This window comes from Proteus alimentorum, assembly GCF_002607735.1.
In the GTDB taxonomy this organism is placed as follows: domain Bacteria; phylum Pseudomonadota; class Gammaproteobacteria; order Enterobacterales; family Enterobacteriaceae; genus Proteus; species Proteus alimentorum.
In genome coordinates this window covers 19,834-39,879 of record NZ_NBVR01000027.1, presented here as the reverse complement: position 1 = coordinate 39,879, position 20,046 = coordinate 19,834, and the positions used below count along the sequence as shown (strand labels likewise).

The window sequence follows — 20,046 nt, the reverse complement described above, 5'->3', positions numbered from 1 at the left end:
ATCCATCGTGTCTGAACTATCTACTCTATCCCCACAACCACTATGGGATATTTTTGCAAAAATTTGTTCGATTCCACATCCATCACATCATGAAGAAGCCTTAGCTACCCATATTCTTTCTTGGGCAAGTGAAAAAGGACTTTTTGCAGAGCGCGATGCCGTTGGCAATATTTTAATTCGTAAGCCAGCAACCAAAGGTATGGAAGATCGTAAAGCCGTTGTTTTACAAGCACACTTAGATATGGTGCCACAAAAAAACAACGACACAGTTCACGACTTTACTAAAGATCCGATTCAACCTTATGTTGATGGTGAGTGGATCAAAGCGAAAGGCACCACATTAGGTGCAGATAATGGTGTTGGTATGGCATCTGCATTAGCGGTCTTAGCTGATGACACTGTTAAGCACGGCCCATTAGAAGTACTGCTAACTATGACGGAAGAAACCGGCATGGACGGCGCATTTGGTTTACAACCAGGTTGGTTACAAGCTGATATTCTTATCAACACAGACTCTGAAGAAGAAGGCGAAATCTACATGGGTTGTGCGGGTGGTATTGATGTTAAAACCACAGTGAGCCTTTCTTACGATGCAATTCCAGCAGGCCACGTTGTTAAGCAACTGGTTCTGAAAGGATTAAATGGCGGTCACTCTGGTGGTGATATCCATTTAGGTTTAGGTAACGCAAATAAATTATTAGCACGTTTCTTAGCGGGTCATGCAGAAGAATTATCACTGAAATTAATTGATTTCCACGGTGGTACACTGCGTAATGCGATCCCTCGTGAAGCAAACATTGTTTTTGCCATTCCAGCGGATAAAGCAAGCCAACTAGATGCAGTAAAAGCGAAATTTGAAGCGCTGTTAAAAACTGAATTAGCTATTGCTGAAAAAAATCTAAAAGTTGAATTAATTGATACAACAACAGATAAAAAAGTTTTCACAGTTGATTGCCAAGAACGCTTAATCAACCTACTTAATGCAATGCCAAATGGCGTTATTCGTATGAGTGACGACGTTGAAGGTGTGGTTGAAACTTCATTAAACGTCGGTGTTGTTAGCATTGTTGACGATAAAGTCGAGATCCTGTGCTTAATTCGTTCTCTGATTGATAGCGGTAAAACTTATGTTGTTAGCATGCTGACAGCATTAGCAAAACTGGCTAAAGCAGATATCGAAACCAAAGGCGGTTACCCAGGTTGGAAACCAGATGCAGACTCTCCTGTTATGCACTTAGTTCGTGATACTTACCAACAACTGTTTGATAAAGTGCCAAACATCATGGTTATCCACGCCGGACTTGAGTGTGGCCTGTTCAAAAAACCTTACCCTGATATGGATATGGTTTCTATTGGGCCAACAATCCGTGGTGCTCACTCACCAGACGAACGCGTTCACATTAAGAGCGTCGGTCAATACTGGCAATTATTAACTGCGATTTTAAAAGCAATCCCTGCTAAATAATCTCGCTTTAACATTAGTAATGAAACCCGCTTAATTGGCGGGTTTTTTTGTGGCTAAATTCATCACCAAAAAATAATTTATCTCACCTATTCACACCCTATTTACCTTAAAGATCATAATTTATTCCTCATAGAGTCAATTCCATAATTGCTTATTTCATTATGGAATAAAAAATAAATCTTAATAAATTAAATATATAGAATGCTAATCATTATCATTAGCATTAATGTTTTCGGGGTGATATTTTCATGGCTTCCGCATTTAAAGTTAAATAATAAAAAATTAAAGGGTTCTATTGTGTCTAATAAAAATTGCGTTGCTAGCGTCTTTATTGCCTTACCTCTCAGTTTACTCTCTGTTCAAATTCATGCGGCAGTCAATCAAAATGTACCTGAAAAGATAATTGTTACGGCATCTACATCACAAGATCCTCAAGCACCTGTTTCCGGTTTTGTCGCAACAAAAACATTATCAACAAATAAAACACCCACTGAAATTGAAAAAACACCACAATCCATTAGTGTGATCACGCGTGATCAAATGGACGCTCAAGATGTCAGTTCAGTTTCTCAGGCGTTACGTTATACACCCGGCGTTTTCACAGAATATCGTGGAAGTTCTAATCGTAATGATGAGGTTTTTATTCGTGGATACAGTTATGCACCACGTTTTCTTGACGGCCTAAGCTATGGAATGGGAGCTTCATCATCAACTGGCGCAATTGATCCGTGGTTATTAGAGCGCGTTGAAGTTGTTAGAGGACCTGCATCTGTTCTTTATGGCCAAGTAAACCCAGGTGGCCTTGTTGCAATGACCAGTAAAAGACCCACTGTATCCCCTATTCGTCACATTCAAGTACGTGCGGGTAATGATAAATTAGCAGAAACGGCTTTTGATTTCTCAGGTGCCTTAAGTGATGATAATCGTGTGCTTTATCGTCTAAACGGTATTGCAAAAACACAACATACACAAATAAAAAACTATAAAGAAGAACGTTTTGCACTTGCACCTGCGATTACTTTCTTGCCTAATGAACAGACTCGCTTAACGCTATTAAGCTTTATTCAGCAAGAGCCTGAAGCTGGATATCGTAATTTTTTACCTGCTTATGGTACGGTTAAAAGCACTCCTGCTGGTACTATTCCCTTTGATTTTGATGTCAACAATCCTGATTACCATAAATCATGGCGTCAACAATATGGTATAGGTTATGAATTCGAACACGAATTTAGTGACTCACTAAAAATTGTACAGAATGCTCGATATAGCCATATTAATCAAAAATATAAATACCTTGTATTTGGATCTTTAAGAAAAGATAACCCTTATGTCCTTGAACGCCGAGCGCAACAAGAGCAACGAGAAACAGATACATTAGGTATTGATACTCGTCTACAAGCTGACTTTACTACTGCAAAACTTAATCATACTATGATTGTGGGGATTGATTATCAATGGAGTAAAGATCAAGATAATTTACTCCGCGCAATGGGCTCTGAGTACGATCTTGATTGGCGTGATCCTAATTATCACTATCCAATTGATATGAGTTTACAAAAACCTGCGACTGATCAGCTACAGAAACGAGATCAAATCGGGTTATATCTACAAGATCAGATCCAATGGAAAAACTGGATCTTACTTGCGGGCTTACGCCAAGATTGGGCTCAAGTGCGGACTCATGATTTTTTAGCTAAAAGCGATGTTCAACAAGATGATCACAAACTAACGGGTCGCGCAGGGCTTCTATATTCTTTTGATAATGGTATTTCTCCTTATATTAGCTATAGCACCTCTTTTGAGCCTAATTTACAAACTCGTCGCGCACCAGGCACAGCACCATTTGATCCGAGTGAAGGTCGTCAATTAGAAGCGGGGATCAAATACCTCACACCGAATGAACAAACATTGGCAACACTCTCTGTTTATCAATTACAACAACGCAATGTAACCAACTACAATGCTGAAAAAGCATATTTTGAACCAGTGGGTGAAATTAGAAGCCGTGGTGTTGAAGCACAAATTAATAGCCAATTAACTGAAAATATTTCATTTATCAGCAGTTATGCTTATACCGATACTGAAGTAAGAAAAACCATTATTGAAGGAACGCAAGGAAAAGAACTCCCTCGCGTTCCTAAACATATGGCATCACTTTGGGGTCAATATGATGAAACATCTGGGTTATTTAATGGGGCTAAAGCCGGTGTTGGTGTGAGATATGTGGGTGTATCTCAAGGTGATACCAAAAATACCATCAGTGTACCGGCTGTAACACTTTACGATGCGATGATTGGTTATTCATTAGGTGAGCTATCACCTTCTTTAAAAGGTGCTGAAATTCAACTTAATATGAATAATATTGCGAATAAACACTATGTTGCCTCTTGTGCTGGTGATACTGCCTGTTTTTATGGGATTGGCAGAACAATGACAGCAACAATGAATTATCGCTGGTAATACTATATAAATTAACTATATAGATTAACTGCATTAACCATAGCCTGTCTATTGATCGGCTATGGTTTTTTATTCTTATAGTGCTAAAAGAAGTTGTCGTTCTATTTGTGGATCTTGCAAGGTGACATGAAAGCCGATTAATCGCACACCTCGGCCATTTCGGCGCTCATGCCATGCTTGGTAGGCAATATTTATTAAATCGGCTTTTTCTAAAATAGGATGAGTATGCTCTTGTGTCGTTAATTGAAAATCATCAAATTTTAGTTTAACACCTTGCCTTGCTATCCTTAAATCGGGCTTTACTTTTGTAAGTCGTCTTTCTAATTCGCTATATAACCCGTCAAGTAATGCCAAGCAATCATCCCAAGAATTAATATCTGAGGCAAAAGTGCGTTCAACTCCGACTGATTTTCTCAGTCTATCAGGGTTAATTTCGCGCTCATCGATGCCATGACTGCGTTCCCATAAATTTTGACCAAATTTCCCAAACGCTTTTACCAAAGAAATGACATCGGTACGACGAATATCAGCACACGTTTCTAACCCCATTTCTTGCAAGCGAGCAAATGTCACCTTACCTACACCCGGTATTTTATTAAGCGGTAATTTTAAAATAAAATCATCGACTTGCTCCGGTGTAATAACAAATTGCCCATTGGGTTTGTTGATATCAGAGGCAATTTTTGCGAGAAATTTAATCGGTGCAATGCCTGCGGATGCAGTGAGATTTAACTCATCAAAAATTTGTTGGCGAATTTCTTGGGCGATCAACGTTGCAGAACCGCGACAATGCATACTGTCAGATACATCAAGATAAGCTTCATCAAGTGAAAGAGGTTCAATAAGGTGGGTATAACGAGAAAAAATTTGGCGGATCTTTGCGGATGTCTCTTTATAAAGAGACATTCTGCCGGGTAAAACTTTTAAGTGAGGGCATAACTTCAACGCCGTTGCCGTTGACATAGCACTACGGACACCAAAACGGCGGGCAGGATAATTCGCTGTGCTAATCACACCTCGGCTAGAAGCATTGCCTCCAACTGCAATTGGGATCTCTTTTAGTGCCGGATTATCTCGCATTTCAATCGCAGCATAAAAACAATCCATATCAACATGAATAATTTTACGCATACAATCACCTCACCTCACCTCAATCCATTCACTGTTTAAATATACAGTAAATGGATATTAACTACAATTTTTATTCCTTCTCATCTCCCTCTATTGAGGTGTATTTCTCATAAAAATCTGAATTAGTTTGTTTATTTATAGAATTGCCACAAAGTGATGATAGATTGTTTTTGCTCGTTGATTAATTCCATTAATTTAAAATATTGTTTTGTAACTATATATAAAACAAGGAAATAATTTTTCATGATCAAATTATTCATCGCTATTTCTCTCTTTTTTTATTCTGTAATTCTTATGGCATCTCCTAAAATTATCGCACATCGTGGTGGCACAGCTGATGCCCCTGAAAATACTGAAATTGCTATAAAAACAGCTCTTTCTAATCAAGCTGATGCAATTTGGATCACAATTCAATTATCGAAAGATAATATTCCTGTCCTTTATCGCCCTAGCGATTTAAAAAGCTTAACGAATGGGCAAGGTAGTGTTTCTGACTTTACGGCGCAGGAACTTAAACAATGGGATGCAGGCTATAAATTTGGTGAAGCACAACAATTTCCTTATCGAAATAAAGGTGTCACCATTCCAACATTGGATGAGATTTTAACTCAATTCCCCACAACACAGTTTTATCTTGATTTAAAATCACCCGATGCTGATCCAGCAATCCAAGGTGAAGCATTAACCACCGTACTTTATAATCATAACGCACTAGATAGAACCCGCGTTTATTCTACAAATACTGCATTTCTTGATGCCTTACCGACTACTGTACAACGTTTTGAAAGTCGTGATATTACTCGTGATATTTTAGCCAATATCACAATGAGCCATGTTTGCCTGCTACCTGAAAATTTAGATTTTACTCGTTGGTATGGGCTTGAGCTTCACCGCAAAGTAGAAGTCGTTGAGAAATACACATTAGGTGAGGCACGCTCAGCATCTATTCTGAGTTGGGATAAAGATGCTATGTCTTGTTTTCGTGCTGGTGGCAATGCTCATATTGTTCTTTTTGGGATCAATACAGAGAAAGATTATACTCAAGCCACAGAATTAGGTGCAGATGCAGTTATGGTCGATTCACCCGCAAATATGAAAGCATTTAGAAAAGAGTAAGCGCGCTAGCTTTTAGCTTCGTGTATTTAGAAAGGAATAAAATAAAAAAGAGTGATGTAAACAGATACACCACTCTTTTTTTATTTTTATATTTTACTTAAAGAATTCTATTCTTATTAAGTAATTCATCTCTTGCTGCATCTTTTGCCATGCGTTTTTTACGTGCATCACAAGGTTCGGGGCAATCACACTCTTTCTCTATGCCCATAGCACCTAAACCGCCACAGCTACCTTGAAGGCTTTTACGTTTTACAATATAACCTAACGCCATACCAAAGAAGGCAATCAAGAATAAGATGAAGGCAAATAGAAATATTTTTAACATAACCTTCTCTCCTTACATTCTATTTTTTCAAGAATGGGGCGAATGCTTTACTATAACGCTCTTCAAACCCATTTTCAGTTTTCACTATCATAAAGACAGGAATATTTAACTCATTTGCGACTGCTAATCCTTTTTCAGGCCCTAAAACATTCAATCCTGTCGAAAAACCATCAGCACTCATGCAAGTTGGTACAATCACAGTAATAGAAACAAGGTTATGTTTAATAGGATGACCTGTGGTTGGATCAATAGTATGAGAAAAACGGACACCATTTTCTTCAAAATAGTTACGATAATCACCAGAAGTAGCAATTGAGTTATCACCTGGTTCAATAATTAACTGAACACTCTGTTTGGTGCCGTCATTTGCTGGTTTTTCAATCGCAATACGCCAAAGCTTGTCATTACCATTCACACCTTGGGTTCTTACTTCACCACCAATATCAACCATATAGTTAGTGATATTCTGTGAAATTAAATATTCAGCCACAGCATCAACACCATAACCTTTAGCAATCGAAGAGAGATCGACATAAAGCTCAGGGATCTTCTTAATGAGTGTATTACCTTCGACAGCAAGGTAATCAATTCCAATCCACTGTTTACGTTTTTCTAATTCTTCTTCAGAAGGTTGATGTGTAAATCGGCCTTCAGGGCCAAATCCCCATAAATTAACTAATGGCCCAACGGTCACATCTAAAGCCCCATCCGTCATTTTATTAATACGGATAGCTTCACTGACGACTTTAGCTGTCGCGGGTGAAACAGGAAATGGGGTATTAATTTCACGACTTTGATTGAAACGACTGAGTTCAGAATGAGGACGATATGTTGACATTTGATCGTTAACTTCTTCAAGAATACGATCAATCTCTGTTTGTAAGACGTTTTGTGGAGGTGAATTACTGTCAGGAACATATTTAATCGAGTAATAAGTTCCCATGGTTTCACCTTCTAATACCTGCTGCTTTTCACCACATGCAGATAATAGGACTAATGCTGACAGCATCACTATCCAATTTATCATCTTTCTTTTTAACATAACTCTCTCTTCTGATCATGAGCGCCCACATCAGTGGGCGCTTATCATTTCATTCATTTATGCTTTATCGGAAGTGAGGATCAACCCCCAAAGTCATCCAGCATAATGTTTTCATCTTCAACGCCTAAATCTTTGAGCATTTTAATCACTGCTGCATTCATCACTGGCGGTCCACACATATAGAATTCACAATCTTCTGGCGCTGGATGATTTTTGAGGTAGTTCTCAAATAACACATTGTGAATAAATCCAGTATAGCCAGTCCAATTATCTTCAGGCAATGCATCTGAAAGCGCGACATTCCATGTGAAGTTTTCATTTTCTTTTGCAAGCATATCGAAATCTTCAGTGTAGAACATTTCACGAACAGAACGCGCACCATACCAGAAGCTGATTTTACGTTTAGAATGCAGACGTTTTAGCTGATCAAAGATATGTGAACGCATTGGTGCCATACCCGCACCACCGCCGATGAAGATCATTTCTGCATCAGTTTCTTTAGCGAAGAACTCACCAAATGGCCCTGAAATTGTCACTTTATCACCTGGCTTTAATGACCAAATGTAAGAAGACATAATGCCTGGTGGCACATCAGGATTACGTGGCGGAGGTGTTGCAATACGCACGTTTAACATGATGATGCCATGCTCTTCAGGATAGTTTGCCATTGAATAAGCACGTACTGTGGTTTCTTTCACGTCAGAAACATAACGGAATAAATTAAATTTATCCCAATCTTCACGATACTCTTCTGGTACATCAAAATCTTCATAACGTACCGTATGAGGAGGACACTCGATTTGAATAAATCCACCAGCACGGAAAGGTACAACCTCACCTTCAGGGATTTTTAACACTAATTCTTTAATGAAAGTGGCTTTATTATCATTTGAGATAACTTCACATTCCCACTTTTTAACACCAAAGATTTCTTCCGGTAATTCTAATTTCAGGTTGTTTTTTACGTTTACCTGACACGCTAAACGACAACCTTCTTTAGCTTCACGTTTGTTAATATGGGAAAGTTCTGTCGGTAAAATATCACCACCACCTTCCAGCACTTTAACGCGACACTGACCACAAGAGCCACCGCCGCCACAAGCTGATGAAATAAAAATACCTTCGTTTGATAATACGTTAAGTAATTTATCACCTGCAGGTGCATCAAAACTTTTGTCTGGGTCTCCATTGACCTCAACTGAAATATCCCCTGTATTGACCAGTTTTGATTTTGCAAACAAAATCAACGCTGTTAATACCAATACAATCAGGGTAAACATCACGACACCTAGAATAATTATATCCATGAGTTCTTCTCACCCTTTATAGCTGAACACCAGAGAAGGACATGAAACCTAATGCCATCAACCCTGTGGTGACAAAAGTAACGCCTAACCCTTTCATACCTGCCGGTACATCCGCGTACTTCATTTTCTCACGGATAGAAGCCAGTAATACAATGGCTAACATCCAACCAATCCCAGAGCCGAAACCATAAACAATAGATTCACTAAAGTTATAGTCACGTTGTGCCATAAATGACACACCACCGAAAATGGCGCAGTTAACGGTAATAAGTGGCAAGAAGATCCCTAGTGCGTTATACAGCGCAGGGAAATAACGGTCTAAAATCATTTCTAGGATTTGTACCAGTGCCGCAATCACACCAATGAAAGTGATAAAGTTTAAGAAACTTAAATCAACACCTTCCATCAATGCATTATCACGTAACACATAGTTGTAAACCAAGTTATTCAACGGTACAGAAAGACCTAGAACAACAGTAACCGCGATACCTAATCCAAAAGCTGTTTTTACGTTTTTAGAAACGGCGAGGAATGTACACATCCCTAAGAAGAATGCGAGCGCCATATTCTCAATAAAAACAGCACGAACAAACAGGCTTATATAATGTTCCATGGCGATTAGTCCTCTTCAACCTGTGCAGGTTTTAATGTACGTAATCCCCAAATTAGCAAGCCAATAATAAAGAACGCACTTGGTGCTAACAGGAATAAACCATTTGGCTGATACCAGCCACCATTCTGGACAGATTCCATCACTGTAATGCCGAATAATTTACCAGAACCGAAAAGTTCACGTAAAAAACCAACAAGGATCAAGATAACGCCATATCCTAAGCCGTTACCAATACCATCCATAAAGCTTTCAATAGGAGGTGCTTTCATCGCATAAGCTTCAGCACGCCCCATTACAATACAGTTAGTAATGATAAGACCTACGAAAACAGAAAGTTGCTTAGAAATTTCATACGCATAAGCTTGTAGTATTTGGTCAACAACGATAACTAATGAAGCAATAATCGCCATTTGAACAATAATACGAACACTACTTGGTATGTAATTACGAATGAGTGAAATAAAGAAGCTTGAGAATGCAGTAACCAGAGTTACCGCAATTGTCATCACTAATGCGGTTTCAAGTTTTGTTGTTACCGCCAATGCAGAACACACGCCTAATACCTGTAAGGCAATCGGGTTGTTATCTAACAATGGCCCAAGTAAAACGCGTTTAATTTCTTTTGTATCAGCCATTGATCTCTCCTTCACGAACTTTTTTCAGGAATGGGCCGAAACCTTTTTCACCTAACCAGAAATCGAACATATGCTGGATACCATTTGAGGTCAGCGTCGCACCAGAAAGCCCATCAATACCATAAGGGTTACCAGCAGCTGCGCCACTACGCACAATCTTAATAGCAGGTACGCCTTCTTCATTAATTAAGCGTTTACCTTTCCATTGCGCTTTCCATTGTGGATTATCAACTTCACCACCTAAGCCTGGTGTTTCACCATGAGCATAATAGGTAATACCTTTAGAAGTCACACCATCAATATCAACCGCAATAAACGCATACATCACAGACCATAAGCCAGAACCATAAACAGGTAGAACGACTTCTGTCGTTTTGCCTTGTTCATCAAGAACAAAATACACCTCTGCGGTATTTGCACGTCGGCGAATTTTAGCTGCATCGTCTGCTGGCGATAATGCAATAGAAGTATCATCACTACGTAATGCCGCGTTTAAATCAAAATTGCCTTTACTATCCGTTAGTTCACCAGTCTGAAAATTAACAATTTTTGCTTTAATACGAGTGTCATACACTTTCAGTACATCTGCCGCACTCATTTTAGGTACGAGCAGACCCGCAACATCAAGAATATTACGTTGTTTATCAAGAAGTTTTTGTTCTTCTTGTTTAGACTTCAGTCCAACAGCTGCTCCAGCTACTACCACGGAACACACCAGACATAGAATAAATACAACGAGGAACGTTCTTGCGACGCTATCTTTGTTTTTCTCTTTAGCCACGAGCTTTTCTCCGCTTAATATTCGCCTGAACAACCACGTAATCGAACAGTGGTGCAAATAAGTTTGCGAATAAGATTGCCAGCATCATACCTTCTGGGTAAGCAGGATTGACGACACGAATAAGCACAGCCATTACGCCAATCAAAATACCGTAAGCCCATTTACCTTTATCAGTAAACGATGCGGATACTGGATCTGTTGCCATAAACATCATACCGAAAGCAAAACCACCTAATACTAAGTGCCAGTGCCAAGGCATTGAGAAGAGAGGATTGGTATCTGAACCGATGAGGTTAAACAGGTATGACATTGCAATCATGCCCACCATTACCCCTGCGACAATACGCCATGAAGCAATGCGAGCAAAAAGAATGACAGCACCGCCGATTAAAATCATCAGTGTTGAAACTTCACCGATCGACCCTGGAATATATCCAAGGAAAGCATCCATCCAAGAGATAGGTTGTTGAGTGACGGTATTTACTAATGCACTTTCCCCCGATACAGACCATTGTGATAATGGTGTCGCACCAGAGAAGCCGTCAGCAGCAGTCCAAACCAGATCACCTGAAATTTGAGCAGGATAAGCAAAGAACAAGAATGCACGACCAGCTAACGCTGGGTTTAAGAAGTTACGCCCTGTACCACCAAAGATTTCTTTCGCGATAACAACACCAAACGTAATACCTAATGCAGCCTGCCAAAGTGGTAATGTTGGCGGTACGATCAAGGCAAATAAGATTGATGTAACAAAGAAACCTTCGTTAATTTCATGGCCACGAATAAAGGCAAAAAGAACTTCCCAAAATCCACCCACCGCAAAAACAACAAGATAAATAGGTAAAAAGTAAGTTGCACCAAGTAGCATCTTACTTGCCCATCCTGCATCTGTTGTTAATGATGCACCGAGGAACTCAGCAAGGCGATAATGCCAATCTGAAGCAATAATTTGCTGTAATTCAGCACCACTATATAACTGATTAAGTGCAGGGATCGCTTGATGACCGACGTTATACATTCCCCAAAACATTGCTGGGAAAACGGCTAACCAAACTAAAATCATCATGCGTTTTAGGTCAATGGTGTCACGAACATGCCCACCATTACGCGTAACAGTACCCGGCGTATAGAATACCGTGGTCACTGCCTCATAAAGTACATACCATTTTGCTAATTTGCCACCGGGCTCAAAATGGTGCTCTACTTTTTCAAATAAATTTTTCAAACCCATGAGTTACCCTTCCTGCTCAATTTTGGTCAATACTTGGCGCAGTGCTGGGCCATACTCATATTTGCTTGGGCAAACATAAGTACATAATCCCAAATCTTCTTCATCCAATTCCAAACAACCTAATGCTTGAGAACTGTCAGTATCACCTACAACTAAATCACGTAATAAATGCGTGGCCATAATGTCTAACGGCATCACACGCTCATAGTTACCAATTGGTACCATTGAACGTTCGCCACCATTCATTGTGGTTGTAAATGCAAAGCGTTTATTTTTTAAGAAGTGACCGATAGTTGTACGAGTGATAGAAAATTTATCGCTACCCGGCATCCCCCAACCAAATAACTCTTTATCACGGCCTTCACGTAATACAGAAACTTGGTTATGGAAACGACCTAAATAGTGATGAGCCTCATCAGATTTCCATCCCCATAATACAGAGCCAGAAATAATGCGGTTTTCACCATCAACTAATTGATCCTTAGTTAACTCATAGAGATCAGCCCCTAAGCGAGTACGCACTAAACGAGGTGCTTTGACTTGAGGGCCAGCTAATGCAACAACACGCTCTGTATATAAAGAACCCGTTGTAAACAAATAACCAATAGCAATGACATCTTGATAATTTAAATGCCAAACCATTCTCTTAGCACTCACAGGTTCTAAGAAATGGATATGCGTACCAACTAATCCTGCTGGATGTGGGCCTGCAAATTGGTTATAACTAATTTGTCCGTCATTTAATTTTGTCGGTGATTTTTCACCATGACAAACATAGACTTTGCCTTCAGTTAAACGAGTTAAAACAACAAGACCATCATTAAATGCCTTCTCATTTTGCTCAATAATAACCATAGGGTCTGCTGCAAGCGGATTTGTATCCATCGCAGAGACAAAAATGGCGACAGGTGTTGTGCCTAAATGTGGAGTACGGCTATAAGGACGAGTCCTTAATGCAGTCCACATTCCCGAATTAACAAGGTTAGCTTCAACTTGTTCGCGGGTCAGATCTGAGAGCGTTGAGCTATCATAACGGTTAAAGGTGATTTCTTCGTCGCCATCAATTTCGATAACGATAGATTGGAACACACGACGTTCGCCGCGGTTAATTGCAACGACTTTACCACAAGCTGGGCTGGTGAAAACAACACCGGCATTCTTTTTATCTTCAAAAAGAATTTGCCCTTTTTTTACATGCTCACCTTCCGAAACCATCATAGAAGGACGCATACCGACATATTCTTCACCTAGCAATGCTACGCGTCGAATCGCGGGTCCGTCTTCTATCACTTGGGCAGGCGCTCCTGCAATTGGGAGGTCGAGTCCTTTTTTAATTTTAATCATAAGATTTGCACAAGTTTATCAGTTAAACCCTAAGCTACAAATTCACCCCGAAAATGTAGCGACTCTGTAATAAAAACATCTTAAGGTGTTTTTGACCCTTAAGTTATTTATCTCCGATAATTGTTACTATTTTCTCTTATTCTGCCGAACTGAATTTTATCATCTCAGCCTAAACCTGTCTGACTATTCGAGTGATTTAGCTCAAGCAAATGGGAATATTATTTTGACTGAAACGTTAACAACTCGTATAAACCGAATTAAAATATCATCTTTTTCGACGAACGCTCAAATTTCATACAGAATATTTTGTAAAAGAAAAGAAACCATATCAGATTTTAATTTACAAATTTATTGCTTCATAGCAATCTACGATCTACTTTATCAACAAATTTTAAGCTATTTTTCTGATAAAACCATGACCAGTCACGCAAAACAACTAATCAGTTTTTTAACATTAATGTTAATTTCCTTATTAGTTAACGCCGAAAATAGTTCAAGCTTTCTAATGAAACCTGTTAAAAAAAGTACAGGCCAACCTATCTATATTCAGATTTTTAAAGAAGAAAGCTTACTTGAACTTTATACGGAAAAATTAGATGGGCAATTAGAAAAAGTACGTACTTACCCTATTTGTAGCTATTCTGGAGGTCTTGGGCCTAAAAAATTTCAAGGTGACTTAAAAAGCCCTGAGGGTTTTTATCAGGTTAATTTCTCACAATTAAATCCGAATAGTCGATTTTACCGAGCTATCAATCTGGGATTTCCTAATCAATATGATAAATCAAAAGGATACACTGGCGATTTTTTAATGATCCACGGGGCATGTAAATCGGTTGGTTGCTATGCAATGACTGATCCTGTGATGGATGAAATTTATCAGTATACTGAATTGGCGCTAAAAGGCGGTCAATCTACGATTAATATTCATATTTTTCCCTTTAAAATGACCGCTGAAAATATGAAAAAACATCAGTATTCAAAAGATATGGATTTCTGGCAACAGCTTATGCCTGCCTACCAATATGTTGAAGAACGCAAACAAATCCCATCTGTTACCGTTCAAGATGGGCGTTATTTCGTTAATAGCACTTTGACTTCATCTAATAGTGTAAACCCTGTCCTTAATTTATCACAAAATAGTGAAAGCAAATGGTTACAGAATACGCACACCACGATCAAATAAAACAAACTCACCCGCAGGAATACGCTGCCAAGATTCATTTCCAGTCAATGGCAATGTTGAAATAACAGAAACCACATCATCTGATTGTGTGTGTTGCTGGAAATCGATTTCGACATCTTGATCAAGTAATTTGGCTTTGCCGAAAGGCGCTTTACGGGTGATCCAATGTAAATTGGTTGAACAATATGCCATTACAAATCGACCATCTGACAACAGCATATTAAAAACCCCTTTTTGCTTTAATTGAGAGGCTAAAACAGCGATAAAACGAAATACAGCAGGCCAATTGACAGGCGTTCGTTTATAACGACTTTCGAGCTGATTTAAGATCCAGCAAAACGCTTTTTCACTATCCGTCTGACCTATGGCTCTAAAACGCCCGGTTTCAAGCGATTGATAACCTTTTAGTTGACCATTATGCGCATAAGTCCAATTTTTGCCCCATAACTCACGGGTAAAAGGATGGGTATTTTCTAAAGAGACATTACCTCGATTTGCTTGACGAATATGAGCAATCACAGCCTCTGATTTAATGGGATATTCTTGAACAAAGCGAGCGACTGGCGAAATTGCGCTAGCTTGAGGATCTTTAAATGTACGACATCCCAATCCTTCGTAGAAAGTAATTCCCCAACCATCTTTATGAGGTCCAGTTTTACCACCTCTTGGAATTAATCCACTTAGACTGAAATTAATGTCTGTCGGTACATTTGCACTCATGCCTAACAACTCACACATCGCTCACTCCTTCTTGCCGATGTTTATTGCTAATTTATAGCAATATCAACAAATTATTTTTCCATTTCTTTTTCAATTAATTGGATCAGAATATGGATAACTTTAATATGAATTTCTTGAATACGATCAGCGTAACCGAAATGCGGTACACGAATTTCAACATCTGCGGTACCGTCCATTTTGCCGCCATCTTTACCTGTCAGCGTAATGACTTTCATGCCTTTTTCACGCGCAGCACTAATTGCTTTGATGATATTGCCTGAATTGCCTGAGGTTGAAATACCCAGTAAAACGTCACCTTCTTTACCCACAGCTTCTACATAACGAGAGAAGATATATTCATAGCCAAAATCATTACTTACACATGAAATATGGCTTACATCTGAAATAGCAATGGCGGGATAACCAGGGCGATTTTCGCGATAGCGTCCAGTTAGCTCTTCTGCAAAATGCATTGCATCACAATGAGAGCCACCATTACCGCAAGATAATACTTTACCGCCAGCTTTAAAAGAATCTGCTAATAACACCGCAGCTTTTTGGATAGCTTCAATATTTGCGTCATCTTGAAGAAAGCGAGAGAGTGTATCTGCTGCTTCTGTTAATTCACCACGGATAAGATCTTGGTACATAGGATTTTTACTCCAGAAAGGGTAATCGAAATTTTCTGTTTCTCAGTGTAACGGATTAAATGTCATGAAAGAAGATGCCTATTATGAACAAATGCTAACTTCTCTCATTTACGAATAATTTGTGAGCTACATTGTAATTAGAATGTAAATATATTGATAAAAGTTAGTGACTGAATTAGATCTAAATAACAAACAACAGGTCTGACCTCTGATCTCTTGCTAAATACAGGAGTTTATTATGACACTACTCAGTATCGTACTTTTTATCGTTCTTATTGGCTTACTTAGTTATCGCAAATTCAGTATCGCGGTAAGTAGCCTCGCACTTATTGCTTATACATTAGTAATGGGTATCGCTAATATTTGGAGTTACTGGTTACTCCTTCCCGTTGCATTGGTTTTATTACCCTTTACTATTCCTTCTATTCGTAGATCCTATATCTCAGTACCTGCACTTAAAGCATTTCAAAAAGTCATGCCTTCTATGTCTAAAACAGAACAAGAAGCTATTGATGCAGGTACAACATGGTGGGAAGGCGAGCTTTTCCGTGGTGCTCCCGACTGGAAACAACTTCATAATTACCCTAAACCACAGCTAACAGCTGAAGAGCAAGCGTTCCTTGATGGACCTGTCGAAGAAGTTTGTCGCATGACAAATGACTTTGAAATCACTCATGAATTAGCTGATTTACCTCCTGAAATTTGGCAATACCTTAAAGATAATCGCTTCTTTGCGATGATCATTAAAAAAGAGTACGGTGGGTTAGAATTTTCAGCCTATGCACAATCACGCGTATTGCAAAAGCTGTCAGGAGTGTCTGGTATTTTAGCCATCACCGTGGGTGTACCTAACTCTTTAGGCCCCGGTGAACTATTGCAACACTACGGTACCGATGAGCAGAAAAAACGCTATTTACCAGGTTTAGCCAAAGGGGATGAAATTCCTTGTTTCGCCTTAACAAGCCCTGAAGCTGGCTCCGACGCAGGCGCTATTCCTGATAGTGGCGTTGTCTGTATGGGTGAATGGCAAGGCGAGCAAGTACTTGGCCTTCGTCTAACATGGAATAAACGCTATATCACTCTTGCCCCTATCGCGACCGTATTAGGATTAGCATTTAAATTACGTGATCCTGATCATCTGTTAAGTAATGACGAAAATCCTGGCATTACCTGCGCGTTAATTCCAACTGATGTCAAAGGTGTTGAAATCGGTCATCGTCATTTCCCATTGAACGTGCCATTTATGAATGGTCCTACCCGCGGTAAAGATGTTTTTGTTCCTATTGATTACATCATTGGCGGACCCAAAATGGCAGGTCAAGGTTGGAGAATGCTGGTGGAATGTCTCTCTGTTGGCCGAGGCATTACTCTACCTTCAAACTCGACGGGTGGGTTAAAAAGTGTAGCAATGGCAACAGGCGCTTATTCTCGTGTCCGTCGTCAGTTCAAAATTCCAATTGGCAAAATGGAAGGTATTGAAGAGCCATTAGCACGTCTGGCGGGTAACGCCTATCTGTTAGATTCTGCGGCAACTTTAATTACTACAGGCATTATGCTGGGAGAAAAACCCGCCGTATTATCAGCTATTGTAAAATATCATTGTACTCATCGAGCACAACGTGGCGTTATTGATGCTATGGATATCGTTGGTGGTAAAGGGATCAGCCTAGGGCCATCAAACTTTGTCGCACGCTCTTATCAAGGCTCTCCAATTGCCATCACTGTTGAAGGTGCCAATATTTTAACTCGTAGCATGATCATTTATGGTCAAGGTGCTATCCGTTGCCACCCTTATGTATTAGATGAAATTGCAGCTGCTCGAGACAATAACCTACATGATTTTGACCGTGCTTTATTTGGTCATATCGGTCATGTGGCAAGTAATACCTTACGTAGTTTGTGGTTAGGCATCACTAATGGTCGATTAAGTAACGCACCTACTAATGATGAAACCCGTCGTTATTATCAACAAATTAACCGTCTGAGTGCCAATATGGCGCTATTATCTGATGTATCAATGGGAGTTTTAGGTGGAAGCTTAAAACGTCGTGAGCGTATTTCAGCACGTTTAGGTGACATATTAAGTCATATCTTCCTCGCTTCTGCCGCGCTTAAGCGTTATGAAGATGAAGGGCGCCATACCGCAGATTTACCTCTCGTACATTGGAGCGTAAAAGAGTGTTTATACCAAGCTGAGAATGCAATTGATGAACTGCTACGCAATTTTCCAAGCCGTGTTATTGCAGGCACGATGCGTGCAATTATTTTCCCACTGGGTAAATCTCAAAAATTACCATCAGATAAATTGGATAGTAAAGTAGCGCAACTTATCCAACAACCTTCTGAAACCCGTGATCGCATTGGTAGAGGTCAATACTTAACACCAAGTGAGCATAATCCACATGGTTTAATGGAAGAAGCCCTACTGGATATCTTAGCGGCTGAGCCTATTTTCGACCGTATTTGTCGCCTCTATGAGAAGAAATTTAGCTTTACTCAATTAGATAAATTAGCGGACAAAGCACTGGCTGATAAACGAGTAACTCAAGAAGAAGCCGATATCTTACGTAAAGCAGAGCAGAGTCGCTTACGGAGTATCAATGTTGATGAGTTTGACTTTGATGCATTGGCGGTGCCTGCAAAAAAGCCGAAAGCTGACAAAGTCAAAACAGACAAAGCAGCTTAACAACCGATAGAAAGGGAAATATTTCCCCTGATAAAACAAACACACCTCATCACGTTTAGTCATGAGGTGTGTTTACTAAGATCAAATTATTGAGATCAAAAAAGATTAACTAGAGATCTAACTCTAATGCTAATAACTCATCTATTGTTTGGCGACGACGAATTAATTGAGGAACGCCCTCTATTATCAACACTTCAGGAATAAGTGGTCGGCTATTATAATTTGATGACATTGAAGCACCGTAAGCCCCCGTATCATGAATAACTAAATAATCACCTACTTGTGCTTGAGGCAATAAACGAGGAACAACGGTGCCACCCTCTTGCTGAGTAAAAACATCTCCTGATTCACACAAAGGACCGGCCACAATCGTCTCTTGTAATTCTGTCATTGGTTTTATCTGACCATGGTTATCTAGAACTGAAATTTGATGATAACTGCCATACATTGCAGGACGCATTAAATCACTAAATCCAGCATCCACCAGCACATAATGACGGCTTCCCATTGATTTAACCGCTCTCACTTGTGAAATCAATACACCTGATTCAGCCACTAAGAAACGTCCCGGCTCAATTTCTAACTCAACAGAATGCCCTAAACGTTGTGCAATACGCTGGCGAGCCTTATCCCATAAAGAAAAATAGTGCTCCAAATCGACTGTCGCATCCCCCTCTTGATAAGGTGTTGATAATCCACCGCCTGCCGAAATGGCTTGAATATCAACTTGAGAGGTAAGCACTTGCTCTACCATCGCATCACAGACACTAGCAAGATGTTGATAATCAACACCAGAGCCAATATGCATATGAAAACCAACTAAAGTTAGATTGTATTGTTGGATCACCGCTAACGCATCAGGCACATCTTCATACCAAATACCATGTTTACTATTTTCACCACCTGTATTGGTTTTTTGACTATGTCCGTGACCAAATCCAGGATTAATTCTTATCCAAACAGCATGCCCTTGATTGCGTTCACCTAATTGACGAAGCATATCAATAGAACCGGCATTAACAGGAATATCTAACTCAACAACACGTTCAAGGGTTCTTTCATCCAGTAAATCCGCCGTAAAGACAATCTCACTTTTTTCTCTACCACCTTGATAACCTGCAACTAAAGCACGTTCAATCTCCCCTAATGAAACAGAGTCCACTTTCACACCCTGTGCTTTCATTAAACGTAAGATATGAATATTGGAGCACGCTTTTTGAGCAAACCGAACCACATCAAAAGATTTAAGCTGAGCAATACGCTGAGATATTGTATCACCTTGATAAATCCATAATGGCGTTCCATAAGTTTGTGCTAATTGGTATTGAGCCATCGTTATTGATGTTGTCATGTTATC

Annotated in this window: 17 protein-coding genes; 5 read left to right on the top strand and 12 right to left on the bottom strand. The window is 39.5% G+C overall.

What is annotated here, in order from left to right:
- Window positions 1–7 precede the first annotated feature (7 nt).
- Entirely contained in the window at window positions 8–1,465 is a 1,458-nt protein-coding gene (pepD, locus tag B6258_RS10040) for a beta-Ala-His dipeptidase (RefSeq protein WP_099075150.1), read from the top strand.
- A gap of 297 nt (window positions 1,466–1,762) precedes the next feature.
- Window positions 1,763–3,925, top strand: coding sequence for a TonB-dependent siderophore receptor (locus B6258_RS10035; RefSeq protein WP_099075174.1), 2,163 nt, complete (start codon window positions 1,763–1,765; stop codon window positions 3,923–3,925).
- Between the two features lie 75 nt (window positions 3,926–4,000).
- Here B6258_RS10035 and dinB read toward each other — a convergent pair whose 3' ends face one another.
- Entirely contained in the window at window positions 4,001–5,056 is a 1,056-nt protein-coding gene (dinB, locus tag B6258_RS10030; RefSeq protein WP_099075149.1) for a DNA polymerase IV, read from the bottom strand.
- Between the two features lie 243 nt (window positions 5,057–5,299).
- Here dinB and B6258_RS10025 point away from each other — a divergent pair, with 243 nt between their 5' ends.
- Window positions 5,300–6,172, top strand: a complete 873-nt coding sequence (locus tag B6258_RS10025; protein ID WP_099075148.1) for a glycerophosphodiester phosphodiesterase family protein — start codon at window positions 5,300–5,302, stop codon at window positions 6,170–6,172.
- 97 nt (window positions 6,173–6,269) lie between these two features.
- Here the strand turns inward: B6258_RS10025 and nqrM are convergent, their stop codons facing one another.
- The 8 genes from nqrM to B6258_RS09985 all read right to left on the bottom strand — a co-directional run bounded on the left by nqrM (window position 6,270) and on the right by B6258_RS09985 (window position 13,450).
- Window positions 6,270–6,497 (bottom strand): (Na+)-NQR maturation NqrM, encoded by a 228-nt coding sequence (nqrM, locus tag B6258_RS10020; RefSeq protein ID WP_099075147.1) that lies wholly within the window; start codon window positions 6,495–6,497, stop codon window positions 6,270–6,272.
- Between the two features lie 19 nt (window positions 6,498–6,516).
- Window positions 6,517–7,539 carry an FAD:protein FMN transferase gene (locus B6258_RS10015; RefSeq protein ID WP_099075146.1) on the bottom strand — a complete coding sequence of 341 codons (1,023 nt, stop codon included), beginning with the start codon at window positions 7,537–7,539 and terminating at the stop codon, window positions 6,517–6,519.
- Window positions 7,540–7,619: 80 nt separating this feature from the next.
- On the bottom strand, window positions 7,620–8,846 hold the full coding sequence (gene nqrF / locus B6258_RS10010) for an NADH:ubiquinone reductase (Na(+)-transporting) subunit F (RefSeq protein WP_099075145.1): 1,227 nt from the start codon (window positions 8,844–8,846) through the stop codon (window positions 7,620–7,622).
- Between the two features lie 16 nt (window positions 8,847–8,862).
- Window positions 8,863–9,459: an NADH:ubiquinone reductase (Na(+)-transporting) subunit E gene (gene nqrE / locus B6258_RS10005; RefSeq protein ID WP_006534792.1), complete on the bottom strand. Its 597-nt coding sequence runs from the start codon at window positions 9,457–9,459 to the stop codon at window positions 8,863–8,865.
- A 5-nt stretch (window positions 9,460–9,464) separates the two neighbouring features.
- Window positions 9,465–10,094: an NADH:ubiquinone reductase (Na(+)-transporting) subunit D gene (locus B6258_RS10000; RefSeq protein WP_099075144.1), complete on the bottom strand. Its 630-nt coding sequence runs from the start codon at window positions 10,092–10,094 to the stop codon at window positions 9,465–9,467.
- On the bottom strand, window positions 10,087–10,875 hold the full coding sequence (locus tag B6258_RS09995; protein ID WP_099075143.1) for a Na(+)-translocating NADH-quinone reductase subunit C: 789 nt from the start codon (window positions 10,873–10,875) through the stop codon (window positions 10,087–10,089). Before B6258_RS09995 ends, B6258_RS10000 begins: the two co-directional genes overlap by 8 nt.
- Entirely contained in the window at window positions 10,868–12,106 is a 1,239-nt protein-coding gene (locus B6258_RS09990; protein WP_099075142.1) for an NADH:ubiquinone reductase (Na(+)-transporting) subunit B, read from the bottom strand. Before B6258_RS09990 ends, B6258_RS09995 begins: the two co-directional genes overlap by 8 nt.
- A gap of 3 nt (window positions 12,107–12,109) precedes the next feature.
- Entirely contained in the window at window positions 12,110–13,450 is a 1,341-nt protein-coding gene (locus B6258_RS09985) for a Na(+)-translocating NADH-quinone reductase subunit A (RefSeq protein WP_099075141.1), read from the bottom strand.
- 415 nt (window positions 13,451–13,865) lie between these two features.
- Between B6258_RS09985 and B6258_RS09980 the strand changes: the two genes are divergently transcribed.
- On the top strand, window positions 13,866–14,633 hold the full coding sequence (locus tag B6258_RS09980; RefSeq protein ID WP_099075140.1) for a L,D-transpeptidase family protein: 768 nt from the start codon (window positions 13,866–13,868) through the stop codon (window positions 14,631–14,633).
- Here the strand turns inward: B6258_RS09980 and B6258_RS09975 are convergent.
- Together B6258_RS09975 and lpcA are read right to left on the bottom strand one after the other, a co-directional pair.
- A complete protein-coding gene (locus B6258_RS09975; RefSeq protein WP_099075139.1) occupies window positions 14,604–15,371 on the bottom strand; it encodes a class II glutamine amidotransferase in 768 nt (255 codons plus the stop codon). The two genes, B6258_RS09980 and B6258_RS09975, sit on opposite strands and share 30 nt — an antisense overlap.
- A 53-nt stretch (window positions 15,372–15,424) precedes the next feature.
- The gene (gene lpcA / locus B6258_RS09970; RefSeq protein ID WP_099075138.1) at window positions 15,425–16,003 is read right to left on the bottom strand and encodes a D-sedoheptulose 7-phosphate isomerase; all 579 of its coding nucleotides are present in this window, start codon (window positions 16,001–16,003) and stop codon (window positions 15,425–15,427) included.
- Between the two features lie 238 nt (window positions 16,004–16,241).
- Between lpcA and fadE the strand changes: the two genes are divergently transcribed.
- Window positions 16,242–18,689 carry an acyl-CoA dehydrogenase FadE gene (gene fadE / locus B6258_RS09965; protein WP_099075137.1) on the top strand — a complete coding sequence of 816 codons (2,448 nt, stop codon included), beginning with the start codon at window positions 16,242–16,244 and terminating at the stop codon, window positions 18,687–18,689.
- 109 nt (window positions 18,690–18,798) lie between these two features.
- On the opposite strand, the gene lysA is transcribed toward fadE, so the two are convergent.
- Window positions 18,799–20,040 carry a diaminopimelate decarboxylase gene (gene lysA, locus B6258_RS09960; protein WP_099075136.1) on the bottom strand — a complete coding sequence of 414 codons (1,242 nt, stop codon included), beginning with the start codon at window positions 20,038–20,040 and terminating at the stop codon, window positions 18,799–18,801.
- Window positions 20,041–20,046: the final 6 nt, after the last annotated feature.

Excerpts from the sequence above, each read along its gene's own strand:
- dinB (WP_099075149.1), bottom strand. The coding sequence starts at position 5,056 with ATGCGTAAAATTATTCATGTTGATATGGATTGTTTTTATGCTGCGATT.
- B6258_RS10025 (WP_099075148.1), top strand. The coding sequence starts at position 5,300 with ATGATCAAATTATTCATCGCTATTTCTCTCTTTTTTTATTCTGTAATT.
- nqrM (WP_099075147.1), bottom strand. The coding sequence starts at position 6,497 with ATGTTAAAAATATTTCTATTTGCCTTCATCTTATTCTTGATTGCCTTC.
- B6258_RS10015 (WP_099075146.1), bottom strand. The coding sequence starts at position 7,539 with ATGTTAAAAAGAAAGATGATAAATTGGATAGTGATGCTGTCAGCATTA.
- nqrF (WP_099075145.1), bottom strand. The coding sequence starts at position 8,846 with ATGGATATAATTATTCTAGGTGTCGTGATGTTTACCCTGATTGTATTG.
- nqrE (WP_006534792.1), bottom strand. The coding sequence starts at position 9,459 with ATGGAACATTATATAAGCCTGTTTGTTCGTGCTGTTTTTATTGAGAAT.
- B6258_RS10000 (WP_099075144.1), bottom strand. The coding sequence starts at position 10,094 with ATGGCTGATACAAAAGAAATTAAACGCGTTTTACTTGGGCCATTGTTA.
- B6258_RS09990 (WP_099075142.1), bottom strand. The coding sequence starts at position 12,106 with ATGGGTTTGAAAAATTTATTTGAAAAAGTAGAGCACCATTTTGAGCCC.
- B6258_RS09985 (WP_099075141.1), bottom strand. The coding sequence starts at position 13,450 with ATGATTAAAATTAAAAAAGGACTCGACCTCCCAATTGCAGGAGCGCCT.
- B6258_RS09980 (WP_099075140.1), top strand. The coding sequence starts at position 13,866 with ATGACCAGTCACGCAAAACAACTAATCAGTTTTTTAACATTAATGTTA.
- B6258_RS09975 (WP_099075139.1), bottom strand. The coding sequence starts at position 15,371 with ATGTGTGAGTTGTTAGGCATGAGTGCAAATGTACCGACAGACATTAAT.
- lpcA (WP_099075138.1), bottom strand. The coding sequence starts at position 16,003 with ATGTACCAAGATCTTATCCGTGGTGAATTAACAGAAGCAGCAGATACA.
- fadE (WP_099075137.1), top strand. The coding sequence starts at position 16,242 with ATGACACTACTCAGTATCGTACTTTTTATCGTTCTTATTGGCTTACTT.
- lysA (WP_099075136.1), bottom strand. The coding sequence starts at position 20,040 with ATGACAACATCAATAACGATGGCTCAATACCAATTAGCACAAACTTAT.